Source organism: Guptibacillus hwajinpoensis (assembly GCF_020171785.1).
Classification (GTDB): domain Bacteria; phylum Bacillota; class Bacilli; order Bacillales; family Guptibacillaceae; genus Guptibacillus; species Guptibacillus sedimenti.
Window position 1 is genome coordinate 195,784 of record NZ_JAIVAE010000004.1, and the last position, 12,503, is coordinate 208,286.

At 37.1% G+C, this 12,503-nt stretch carries 7 protein-coding genes and 1 pseudogene; all 8 read left to right on the forward strand.

Features of this window, described 5'->3' with window-relative positions; translation table 11 throughout:
- The first annotated feature begins 347 nt into the window (after positions 1-347).
- Positions 348-1,601 carry a sugar ABC transporter substrate-binding protein gene (locus LCL91_RS08235; RefSeq protein WP_224881572.1) on the forward strand — a complete coding sequence of 418 codons (1,254 nt, stop codon included), beginning with the start codon at positions 348-350 and terminating at the stop codon, positions 1,599-1,601.
- Positions 1,602-1,663: 62 nt separating this feature from the next.
- Positions 1,664-2,563 (forward strand): carbohydrate ABC transporter permease, encoded by a 900-nt coding sequence (locus tag LCL91_RS08240; protein WP_224881574.1) that lies wholly within the window; start codon positions 1,664-1,666, stop codon positions 2,561-2,563.
- 22 nt (positions 2,564-2,585) lie between these two features.
- The gene (locus LCL91_RS08245; protein ID WP_224881745.1) at positions 2,586-3,428 is read left to right on the forward strand and encodes a carbohydrate ABC transporter permease; all 843 of its coding nucleotides are present in this window, start codon (positions 2,586-2,588) and stop codon (positions 3,426-3,428) included.
- Positions 3,429-3,469: 41 nt separating this feature from the next.
- A complete protein-coding gene (locus tag LCL91_RS08250) occupies positions 3,470-4,810 on the forward strand; it encodes a glycoside hydrolase family 30 protein (protein WP_224881576.1) in 1,341 nt (446 codons plus the stop codon).
- 299 nt (positions 4,811-5,109) lie between these two features.
- Positions 5,110-6,078, forward strand: coding sequence for a LacI family DNA-binding transcriptional regulator (locus LCL91_RS08255; RefSeq protein ID WP_224881578.1), 969 nt, complete (start codon positions 5,110-5,112; stop codon positions 6,076-6,078).
- A 103-nt stretch (positions 6,079-6,181) separates the two neighbouring features.
- Positions 6,182-10,435: a cell wall-binding repeat-containing protein gene (locus LCL91_RS08260; protein ID WP_224881581.1), complete on the forward strand. Its 4,254-nt coding sequence runs from the start codon at positions 6,182-6,184 to the stop codon at positions 10,433-10,435.
- Between the two features lie 354 nt (positions 10,436-10,789).
- Positions 10,790-11,410, forward strand: a complete 621-nt coding sequence (locus LCL91_RS08265; protein ID WP_224881584.1) for a transposase — start codon at positions 10,790-10,792, stop codon at positions 11,408-11,410.
- Positions 11,411-11,452: 42 nt separating this feature from the next.
- Positions 11,453-12,310, forward strand: a pseudogene (locus LCL91_RS08270) (DNA-processing protein DprA).
- Positions 12,311-12,503 lie beyond the last annotated feature (193 nt).

Here is a 12,503-nt window from a genome sequence, read left to right on the forward strand (position 1 = left end):
TCCATAGTATCTAATATGGTGAACTAAAAAATATGATTAGAAAGCTGATTTCAAAAAAACAGGGTGAATTGTCATTAGATTAAAAGGAATCTTTAAGTCCTTTTTCATAGCAACGATTTTGCAACAGCTACATAAAAAGAAAGTGTTGACAGCGCTATCATATGGTTTGTATACTTACTGTATGTTATCGTTAACATTTTAAGTAAAATCTAGTTTACACCGTTTCTGTTAATGCGAGAGTTTAAGTATGAATTTTACCGTGGTAAAAGGTGAAAGGCAATAAGATATTTTTTTAAAGAAAAATGTTAACGATAACATTTAAATTCATTTTATTAAGGGGGAGAAAGATGAAAAAGCAATATTTGTTCTCTATCATTTTAGTTTTAGTATTGGTTCTTATAACAGCATGTTCTAGCTCCGAAAATTCTTCTAGTAAAAGTAGTGCTGGAGGCGACACAAAAGACGCAAGCTTGGATTTTTGGGTATATGAGCCAGAATCCATTGAAGGTAAGAATAAGTTAAAAGATTTGGCTAAAAAGTATGAAGAAGAAACTGGAACTGAAATTAAGTTAACGTTTATTCCTAAAGATGATTTTAATACGAAGCTAAACGGAACAATTGCAGTAGGTAATAACCCCGATATTTCCTATTTAGATCAACCACTTGTTCCACAGTTTGCCAAAGATGGAGTGCTTTTAAATGTTGATCAATACGTAGAAGGTGAAAATGGTATCAATCGTGATGATTATTTCGATGGTGCATTTAATTCTGTAATAGTAGATGAAAAACTTTATGGTCTTCCCCTAAATCAATCAACAGTTGTATTGTTTTATAATAAAGATTTAGTTGAAGATCCACCTGAGACATTTGAAGAGTGGATTGATATGGCAAAGGAAGTCTACCAAAAAGGAGAAATAGCTGCATTCGAAGGAATTGGAGATGGTGGTTATGCAGCATGGTTATATCCAGCTCTCGTTCATAGTGCAGGTGGTTCAATGGTAAATGATGATGAAACAAAGGCAACATTCGGTGAAGGAAAAGCACTAGAAGCTGCAAAGCTACTAGATGAATTATTGAAATATTCAGATCAATCCGTTCGAGATACGCAAAATGCATTTGGTAACGGTTTGATTGCAACGAAGATCAGTGGCGCATGGGATATTGATAACTATAAAAACAACTTCAGTGATTTGGATTTTGGTGTCTCTCTTATTCCTTATAAAGAAGGAGAAAAATCGCATTCAAATTTGGGTGGGGATGATATCGTCATATATGAAAATACAGAGTATCCAGACGCCTCATGGGATTTTATTAAATATTTAACCAATGATGAAAACGCAATTACAATGTCTGAAATCACCGGTAACTTTCCGGTTAATGTAAATGCTGCGGCTGATTCTAGATACAAAGAAGATGAAAATCTAAGTGTTTTCTCAAAACAAATTGAAACGGCGGTAGCAAGACCTAGAATTACCGAATGGTTAAAAATTAATGATGAAGTTGTTGGTTCATCTTTAGACAAAGTTATTATTTCTGGAGAAGATCCTGTAAAAGTAATGAAAAAGGCACAAGAAGATGCGAATGTCATTATGAGTAAATAAAAAGTAAAAGAGGGGGAGGGTTTCTCCCCCTTTATATTGACAAAGAGTAGAGGTGTGAAGCAATGAGTAGAGAAAAACTAACAAAACTCAAAAATTGGTATGCCAAAGAATCAACCATGGGTTGGGTATTTATTTTACCGTTATTGCTTTATTTCATCGTATTTCAGTTGGCCCCTATGCTTCTTTCATTTGGAATCAGCTTTACCTCATGGAACTTGAGGTCTCCAGCTGAGTTTGTAGGGTTTGAGAATTATAAAAACTTATTGTTTGATTCAGTGAATTATCCTGATTTTTGGCCATCCCTTTGGATAACGCTAAAATATATCGTTTTTAGCTTACCAGGAGGGATTTTTATTGCACTCGTATTAGCAGCGATGTTAAATGCGAATGTAAAAGGTGAAGGTTTTTTTAAGACGGCCTACTATATTCCTAATATAACGGCAATGGTTGCCGTAGCAGCCATGTGGATATTTTTATTAGATCCTAAATATGGATTAGTTAGTCAATTATTTGATATTGATCAAAGTTGGCTAGGAAGTAAATCAACAGCGCTCCCTACTTTAGGGATAATGGCAATATGGTCAGCCCTTGGCTATAATGTGTTAATTCTCTTAACTACTATGAAGGGGATTCCAGACGAATTATATGAGTCAGCCACGATAGATGGGGCTAATGCTTGGCAAAAATTTACGAAGGTAACACTACCTATGATCCAACCTACAATTTTTTTCTTAATCGTAACTGGCTTAATTGCGGCGTTCCAAGTATTTGACCAAATGTACTTGATGACTGGTGGAGGCCCAGATGGCGCAACACAAACCTATATGCTTAGTTTATATAATCATGCTTTTCGATATTTTGAAATGGGTACCGCGTCTGCTATGTCTTACATTTTATTAATAATTATATTAATTATTACATGGGTTAACTTTAAGTTTATACCACAACGATTTGACGATTAGGAGTTGAGCAGGCTTGAAAAAAATGAAGATGGAACGAATTTTCCTATACATAGGTTTGATTCTATTTGCACTCGTATTAGTATTTCCATTTATTTGGCTCCTATCATCGTCATTTAAAGAAAGTAAAGATATCTTTTCAACTACCTTTGAATTGATACCTAAAAAAGAGGATGGTAGCTTTTATTTTACTCTAGAGAATTATAAGAAAGCATTTGAGTATTTAGATTTTCCAATGCTTTTCAAGAATACGTTAATTGTTGCTGTTGTGAATACTGCATTAAACCTTTATTTAAATGGATTGGCTGGATATGCTTTTGCAAGAATGCGCTTTAAAGGAAGAGATGTTATTTTTAAAGTTATTTTAACAGCAATGATGGTACCTGGTACTGTCTTACTCGTTCCGAATATGATTATCGTCAATAAGTTAGGTTTTTATGATAGCTTAGCAGCATTGATTTTACCGTTTTTCATTTCAATTTATAATATTTTCATGATGAGACAGCACTTTATGAGTTTGCCTAGAGAACTTGAAGAAGCGGCTGTTATGGATGGAGCAGGCTGGTTTAAAATTTTCAATAAAATTGCCTTACCGCTTTCAAAACCAATTTTAGTCGTATTAGGTATATTTACGTTTATGTGGAACTATAACAATTTCCTATGGCCGCTCGTTGTTATTAACTCATCTGAAAAATATACTTTGGCCTTGGGGCTGGGTGCATTATTAACATCAGGTGGTCAAAGTGCAGAAAAATATCCCATTATGATTGCAGCAAGCGTTATTGTAGCTTTGCCATTAATTGTTTTATTCTTCATATTCCAAAAGCATATTATGAAAGGTATTACAGCGGGAAGTGTAAAAGGCTAGGAAATTAATTGAATACAAATTAATAAATGAGGAGTTTATAAATGAAAAATATCAAAGTGTATTTAACATCTAGAAATTCAGAAGATCTACTTACGAAAAAACAAGATTTACAGTTCCAGACAGGAAGTCCCTTAGAAAAGAGCGATATTGTCATTGATCCAGAAAAAACATACCAGGAAATTATTGGATTTGGCGGTGCGTTTACAGAAGCTACTGCTTATACATTATCTCAAGTAACAGCTGATAAAAGACAAGAAGTGATTGAAAGCTATTTTAATCAAGATACAGGACTTGGTTATACAATTGGTAGAGTTCATATCCACAGCTGTGATTTCGCATTAGGTAACTACACGTACGTAGAAGATTACGATGAAAATTTAGATACATTTGATATAAGTCGTGATCATAAGTGGGTTATTCCACTCTTAAAGGATGCTGAAAAGGAAAAAGGTGGACAAATTAAATTAGTAGCTTCACCGTGGAGTCCACCTGCTTGGATGAAAACAAATAACGAGATGAACCACGGCGGAAAACTTCTTCAACAATATATGGATACATGGTCAAGATACTATACGAAGTTTATAGCTACTTATGAAAAGGAAGGCTTTCCGATTTGGGCTATCACTGTACAAAATGAACCAGAAGCAGTACAGACGTGGGACTCTTGTATTTACACTGGTGAAGAAGAAAGAGACTTTATCAAGAATTATTTAGGACCACAGATGCATCGTGCTGGTTATGAAAATGTAAAAATACTGATTTGGGATCATAACCGCGATGTCATTGTTGATCGAGCAAAGGCAGTGTTTGAAGATCCAGAAGCATCAAAGTATGTTTGGGGAACAGGATTTCATTGGTATGTCAGTGAAGAGTTTGAAAATGTAGGGAAGGTACATGATCTCTATCCTGATAAGCATTTGTTATTTACTGAAGGCTGCCAAGAAGGGGGAGTGAAATTAGGCGAATGGTTTACAGGTGAACGGTATGGGCGTAATATGATTGGCGATTTGAATAATTGGACTGAAGGCTATATAGATTGGAATATGGTATTAAATGAAGAAGGTGGACCCAATCATGTAAATAATTTATGTGATGCACCTATTATTGCTGATACAAAAACAAATGAAATTCATTATAATAGTTCCTTCTATTATATTGGTCATTTTAGTAAGTTTATTCGCCCTGGGGCTAAACGAATTGGTTTAGAGGTGGCGAATGAGAACCTACAATCAACTGCATTTATGAACAGAGATGATTCCATTTCGATCGTAATTATGAATGAAACAGATCAAATAGAATCATTTACGATTGAGTATAAAAACGAATATTTTTCTACACAATTACCACCACATTCAATTGCAACATATCTTTTTGAAAGTTAGTATCCTAAGAGAAACAACTTCATTGGATATTATAACAATCCGACTATGGGTAACTTTACTAGATTAAAGCTGTTTATATTAGAAGAACAAGATTCATTTTTTTAGAAATAAAGGTAATGTTTTGGAGCGATCCGTTATTAGCGGTCAGTAGTTATCTAATATACAAAGCAAATTTATAATATCTCAGGGATCAGTGGTTGGATTGACACCTTAATAGACTAATACTATATTAGTGATGTTAACGGTAACATATTGTTAGTACTACTAATAATCGTAATTGAAGAATAGAGGTATATTCTATGGCTACTATGAAAGATGTTGCTTTAAAAGCAGGTGTCTCTGTTATGACTGTATCTAGAGTAATAAATTCACCAGATTCAGTAAAAAGTGAAACGAAGAATAAAATATTATCAGCAATGAATGATTTAAAGTTCCACCCGAATTATGCAGCTAAAGCTCTGGTAACCAATAGAACGAGAACAGTTCACTTATTAATTCCTAACCAACTTGAAACGGCAGATCCTTATTTAATGACTCTTATTGCAGGTATTAGTGATGTATTAAGTAAAAATTATTATGCCTTTTTATTGAGAAGAGAATGGGACTCTCATTATAAATGTGATGGCGTTATCGCAATGGGGTTAAATGAAGAAGAAGACCAGCAATTATTAGAGAAAATGAATATTCCATGTGTTTTATTTGGAGATACAAATTTAAGTATTGATTGTATAAATGTAAACGATCAAAAAGGAGGATATGACATGACCAATTATATTCTCCAAAATGGACACGAAAAAATAGGGATAATTGTCATTGATGAAGATAATACTTTTCCCGTGAAAAGGTATAACGGTTATCAACAGGCCCTTCGAGACAATGATATTCCTTTTAATCCTAACTATGTTCGTTATTCTAATAATACTGAAGGTGACGGTTTTACAAAGGCCCTGGAGCTACTTGAGAGTACTGATATTACTGCTTTATTTTGTTTAAGTGATGTATTAGCACTAGGAGCTTTACGTGCTGCCAGAGAGGTAGGGAAAGTAGTCCCAAAAGAGATATCTATTGCAGGTTTTGATGGAGTCTTGTTTGACCAAGTTGCAGAACCACACTTAACAACAATGAAACAGCCTGTCTATGAAATTGGTCAAGCTTTAGCTAGTGAATTACTTACAAGGATAGAAAATCCATTCAAAAAGGTTACTAAAAAATTGTTCGATCCAAAAATTATGATACGTAATTCAACATCAAAATTAAATAAAGATTAATAAACAAGTATAGTTTAAGTCCCTATATGGGGCTTTTATTCATCATAAAATGTTAGCGCTAACATTCCGAATCGCCATTACACTAATGGAGGGAAGTAGAAGTATGCTAAAGAAAATGTTGAAAATAACAAACAGTTTTTTGTTGTCAATGCTTGTCCTACTTGGGAGTTCGCCATTTTACTTAAATGAAATTTCAGCAGAGGAGAACGAGGTGGAAGTTTGGCTAACTACAGCAGATGGATCGAAAAAATTAGAAAAACAAGAAAATATCCCATTACTAATAAATGAAAACTCACCTTCTAGTAAGAATACTATTAATGTGAATGAAGAAAAGAAATATCAAGAAATGGACGGATTTGGTGCCGCAATCTCTGGTGCCTCAGCCCATGTCCTATCAAATTTAGATCCTGAGAGAAGAAAAGCCATACTAAAAGATTTATTTACAGATCAAGGCATTAACTTAAGTTTCTTGAGAATGACAATCGGATCATCTGACTTTTCGTTAGATCGATACACGTATAATGATATGCCGATTGGAGAAACCGATGAAGATTTAAACCATTTTTCTATTGAAAAGGATCAAGAAGTAGTTTCGATATTGCAACAAGTACTAACTCAAAAGGAAAATGTGAAAATTATGGGGAGTCCGTGGAGTCCTCCGGCTTGGATGAAAGTAGGAAATTCGTTAAACGGTGGTACATTAGATCCGATCTATTACAATTCCTATGCAAGTTACCTTGCAAAATATATTAATGCGTTTGAAGAACAAGGGATTCCAATTTACGCGATTACCCCGCAAAATGAACCATTGCATGAAGCGACAGGTAATGACACGCAATACGGTTATCCAAGCATGAAAATGACAGCGGCAGAACAAGTCAAGTTTATAAAAAATAGCTTGGGACCAACTTTTGAAGAGAAAGAAATCGATACAAAAATTATTGCTTATGATCATAACTGGGATAAACCAGAATATCCAGTTGAGGTACTAAATGATGATGAGGCTAGAAAATATATTGCTGGATCTGCTTTCCATGCATATGCTGGAAATCCAAAAGTACAATCTAACGTTCATGATCAATATCCTGAGAAAGGAATTTGGTTCACTGAAATTTCTGGTGGGGAATGGTCTACTAATTTTGGTGATAACCTTGCTTGGAATATGAAGAATATTATCGTGGGGGCGACAAGAAATTGGAGCAAAAGTGTTTTGTTTTGGAACTTAGCACTAAATGAAAATCATGGCCCAACTACCCCTTCTGACGAAGACGGAAAAACGGAAACATCAGGTTGTAAGGATTGTCGCGGAGTAGTAACAATCGATTCAAAAACAGGTGAGATTACTAAAAACGTAGAGTACTATATTCTAGGACATGTTAGTAAGTTTGTAAAACCAGGTGCAAATCGAATCCAATCCTCTGATATTAGTGAGCAAAGTAACATAGAAAATGTTGCATTCATAAACCCTGATGGATCAAAGGTAATGTTAGCAATGAACACAAGTGATAGAGATAAAGAAATCAAAGTTAATTGGGGTGAAAAGTCATTCCTTTATACATTGAAAGCTGGTTCAGCTGCAACTTTTAATTGGTCAGGTGAGCAAACAGGAGACCAAGTCATACCCGCACTTAGTAAGATAGAGGCTGAATCCTACGATAAATCAAATAAAGACCTACGTATTGAAGTTACATCGGATGTGGGTGGTGGGGAGTTCATCACTGGAGTAGCTAAAGGAGATTATATTGCGTTTAATCAGGTTGATTTTTTAGAAGCGATTCATTCGGTTCAGGTGAGGGTAGCTACTGAGAAAGCCTCGAGCTTAGATCTTAGAGTAGGATCACATGAAGGCTATTCAATAGGAAAGGTGCCAATAAATCCGACAGGTAGCGAAAATACTTGGGAAACTATCACTGTTCCAGTAGATATAACAGGGGTAACAGGAACCCAAAAGCTCTATGTTGTTTTTGAAGAACCAGTAAACATGAATTGGTTTCGCTTCTCGACTGATTTTTTTCAAGATTCATTGAATTATATAAAAAATCCTAGTTTAGAAACAGGCTCGTTTGAGTCTTGGTCGGAAACTCATCCTGATGGACAAGAGCTTTCACAAAGTGTTAGTAGTGAAGAAGCTAAAGACGGTAATCATAAAATAGACCACTGGAGTTCAGGAGATTATAAGCAAGCTACCTACCAGACAGTACAAGTACCTAATGGAACGTACAAATTTAGTGTGTGGGTAAGATCAAGTGGAGATCAAAATCAACTCACCCTTCAAGCAAAAGGTCATGGTAGCTCTATGAAAACAAAAGAAATTGGTTCAACAGGAGTTGGAACGTGGACTAAATATACTATCGAAAATATTCATGTCTCTACTGGTGAAATAACAGTAGGAGTATTTTCAGACGCTAACGGAGGAAACTGGGCAAATTTTGATGAGTTTAGCTTACATCGAGTATCAAAAGAGGTGCCTACTCAGGGCACTAATGATCTTTTAGCACCTAACCATGTGGAAGTTACTCAATCAAACCAAGTGGAATTGAGTTGGGATCAAGTGAAAGGTGCCAGAGGATATAGCGTATATCAAGCGACGATTGTAAATGGAAAATCCTCTCCGTATATTGAGAGAACGTTTACTGATGAAACAACGTTTATTGATTCAGGCTTAAAAATGGGCACAACCTACAGCTACAAAATTACTACTGTAGATGATCAAGGTGAATCACTGCCGAGCGAGCCCGTTCATATTAAACCAGAAAAGGTTGATGTGAACCCACCTGCTACCCCAACTGATCTTCGAGGAATAGCACAAGAAGAAAGTATTTTATTGAAGTGGAATAATAATACTGATCTTGATTTTCAAGCTTATCATGTATATCAAAATGGAAAAATGGTCGCATCGATAAGTCCTATCACCGAAACCTCAAAGTCTATATCAAATTTACAAGGTGAAAAGAATTACTCTTTCTCAATAAGTGCAATAGATTTATACGGGAATGAATCAAAACTTTCAGAACCTATTTCACTTTCACCATTATCTAAAGGGAAACCAATAACTATTGAAAATCTAGACTTTGAATCGGGGGATTTATCTCATTGGAATGAATGGCATCCAGCAAATCAAGAAAGTGCCCATAAAGTTGACAATGATTACCCTTTAGAAGGTAACTATAAATTAACACACAACTTAGCTGAGAATTATGAACAGTACACATATAGAACGGTAGAAGTTCCGAATGGGAAATATAAAGTTTCAGTAAGTGTACGGTCAGGGATAGAAAAATTGGAATTACAAGTTAAAAACTATGGTGGGGAAGAGAAAAAACAGTTGATGAAATCTCCATCATGGGATAAATGGACAAAGTTTTCTATTGATCAAATCGAGGTTACAAATGGTCAATTAGAATTTGGAGTTTACTCAAAAACTGGGAATAATACGGGGTGGGCTGCAATTGATGGATTTGAGATAATTTCTTATGAAAAAACACAACCAGGAGAGCCTGTGCGGTTGTCAGGTTCAGACCGCTATGAAACGGCAGTTGAGATTTCTAAAGAAGGCTGGGAAAAAGCCGACACGGTAATCCTGGCAAGAGGTGATGAATTCGCAGATGCGCTTGCTGGTGTCCCTTATGCTTATCAATTAGAAGCGCCTATTCTGCTTACAGGTAAGGACAAGTTGACTAGCAGCACGAAAAAAGAAATTCAGCGTCTTTCTCCAGAGAAAGTGATTATTTTAGGAGGGGAAGGTGTCGTCTCAGATTATGTTGTCTATCAACTTCGAGGAATGGGTGTCAAAGTCGATCGAATTGGGGGGCATGACCGATTTGAAACGGCCGCAAATATTTCGGCACGTATGGGTGATTCCGAAAAAGCGATCGTTGTAAATGGACTCGATTTTCCTGATGCTTTGTCAGCTGGTGCCTACGCTGCAGAAAAGGGTTATCCGATTCTTTTTACAATGAAAGAAAAGCTTCCGAATGAAACGGAAAAAGTACTAAAATCAAAAGAAAGCACGATTGTAGTAGGCGGCACGGGAGTGGTGAGCGATAAAGTAGCGCAACACCTTCCAAAACCAACAAGGTATTCTGGCAAGGATCGTTTTGGTACAGCCGCAAAAGTGGCAACAGAATTAAATCCTTCAAATCACGTTTTCGTAGCAACAGGTATGGATTTCGCTGATGCCTTAGCGGGATCAGTCCTTGCTGCAAGACAAGAAGCAACAGTACTTCTAGTACAGCCAGACAAATTGCCTGAAACTACGAAAGAAGCTGTTGGAATGTTAAAAGCAAACGAATTTACAATTCTAGGCGGTACAGGAGCGGTTAGTGAGCAAGTGGTTAAGGAAATGATGGCGAGGTAAAGAGTAGGAGATGAGGGGGCAGGCTCGAGCCTGACCCCTCCAAAAGACAACACCCCCAAAAGTGTCCACCTCAGGTGGACACTTTTTCAATAGAAAAACATATCTAAAGAGCTGAAAAGCTATGGTGGATATGGATTTGCGGGTGAAAGAGGGGCGAAGGGGGTCTGGTTCGTACCTGACCCCCTTCGCCCGCTCTATTACCTCTCTCTTCAATATCCTTCAAAAACAATTAAAAAATATTTCTGAATAATTTATTAATTAACTATTCCCAAATTCTTGAAAAGTGGTATACTACAAATATCAGCCCCGCTATAGTAGAAATTCCCCATTTTCCTTGCCAAAGGAGTCATTCGAATGCCTCGAAAGAAACGAACCTGGTTTCCTGGTGCAAAGTATCACATTATTTGCCGTGGAAATCGAAAAGCACCGTTGTTTGAAGAACGAATCGATCGTCAAAAGTATTTACAAATTCTAGAACAAGCTCGTCTCGCCTTTCCATTTCGCCTACACGTATACTGTCTCATGACTAACCATGTGCATCTCTCCATCGAAACCTTCGACCATCCCCCTGGTGAAATCATGAAAGTGATCAACTCCAACTATGCTAGATATTTCAACGACAAATATGAGTACACAGGCCACGTTTTTCAAGGTCGCTACAATGCTGAACTGCTTGATTCAATTGACTATGAAATTGATGTTAGTAAATACATTCACCTTAATCCAGTTAAAGCCCGCATGGTTGCTAAGCCAGCGGACTATATGTGGAGCAGTTATCGTGCTTTTATTTCATATTTAAAGAATCCGCACGCTTACCCTGATTACATACTCTCACTGTTTCAAAAACCTTCACGGGAAGCTTATCAGCGCTACGTCGAAAATGAGGAACCATCGTCTCCACCAGATCTTGTGCAGAAGTTGCCAGAATGGAAAGGGAAAAAGATTTATCTGCTCTCTAATTTACCCAGTAAATAAAACGCCTTACTCTAAAATTTATCATGAAAGAGAAGTGAATGAATGGAGCGCTGGATCTGGCTAAGTTCGATTCCGCATATTGGCCCTGTAACGCAAAAGAAATTACTGGGCGCATTCGGAAATCCAGAACGAGTCTATGATGCCTCTCCATCTGAACTAAAGGAAATCGGAATCTCTCCTCGTGCCCGCGAAGCTATTGCTGCTGCGCGTTCTCTTGAAAATTCGAAACGGATTCTTGACCTTGTTCAGAAAAAGGAGATCTGGCTTTTACCCCGAGATGACCCGCTATATCCGAGTTATGCAAAAGATGTTGCTGAATCGCCCGTTCTACTATATGTCAAAGGTCAGATCAAACCGTGCTTACCTTCTGTCGGTATTGTTGGTTCCCGTTCTTGTTCCGATCACGCACGACGTGCTGCGGAAGATTTATCCACCAGACTCTCAAGCCTGAACATACCTGTTATTAGCGGTCTCGCGAAAGGCATCGATCATGCTGCTCACACTGCCTGCCTCGCAAATAGTGGGCATCCGATGGCTTTTATTGCAACTGGGGTTGATGAGTGTTATCCGAAAGAGCACCGCTCGCTCTACGAAGCAGTCATTAATGAAGGCGCTGTCATTTCACGGTATCCACCTGGCACAGCACCTGCACCAAAGTAATTTATTCAGCGAAACGCATTAATCAGTGCATGGTCAAGTCATGTGGTGATTTTAGAAGCTAACGTAAAAAGTGGTGCGATGACGACCGCTCACTTTGCTCGAAAGCATGCAAGAAAAGTCTTTGTCTTTATAAGCAACGACTCTCGATTCAGGGAGGGGACAACCTGTCTACTCAATCAAGGTATACGCCCTTATCATAGCTTTCAATGGATTGAAAAAGAGATTCTTCCTATTCTCTGAAACCACCAAACAATGAAAAATCTTCGCAAGTTTACCGTGATTTGATCCCTCTAGGATCTTCAAGAACATCTTTCCTTAACTAGAGCATGATGGATCCAACCCATCAAGGAAGAGATGTAAGAAAGAAGAAGATAAACCTGCCTCTGAACCACCTGATCGAGCCATCGATTAGGTGGTTTTTTAGTGCTCAGAA

Bases quoted from the DNA above. Each gene is read 5' to 3' on its own strand.
- LCL91_RS08235 (WP_224881572.1), top strand. From the start codon at position 348: ATGAAAAAGCAATATTTGTTCTCTATCATTTTAGTTTTAGTATTGGTT.
- LCL91_RS08240 (WP_224881574.1), top strand. From the start codon at position 1,664: ATGAGTAGAGAAAAACTAACAAAACTCAAAAATTGGTATGCCAAAGAA.
- LCL91_RS08245 (WP_224881745.1), top strand. From the start codon at position 2,586: ATGAAGATGGAACGAATTTTCCTATACATAGGTTTGATTCTATTTGCA.
- LCL91_RS08250 (WP_224881576.1), top strand. From the start codon at position 3,470: ATGAAAAATATCAAAGTGTATTTAACATCTAGAAATTCAGAAGATCTA.
- LCL91_RS08255 (WP_224881578.1), top strand. From the start codon at position 5,110: ATGGCTACTATGAAAGATGTTGCTTTAAAAGCAGGTGTCTCTGTTATG.
- LCL91_RS08260 (WP_224881581.1), top strand. From the start codon at position 6,182: ATGCTAAAGAAAATGTTGAAAATAACAAACAGTTTTTTGTTGTCAATG.
- LCL91_RS08265 (WP_224881584.1), top strand. From the start codon at position 10,790: ATGCCTCGAAAGAAACGAACCTGGTTTCCTGGTGCAAAGTATCACATT.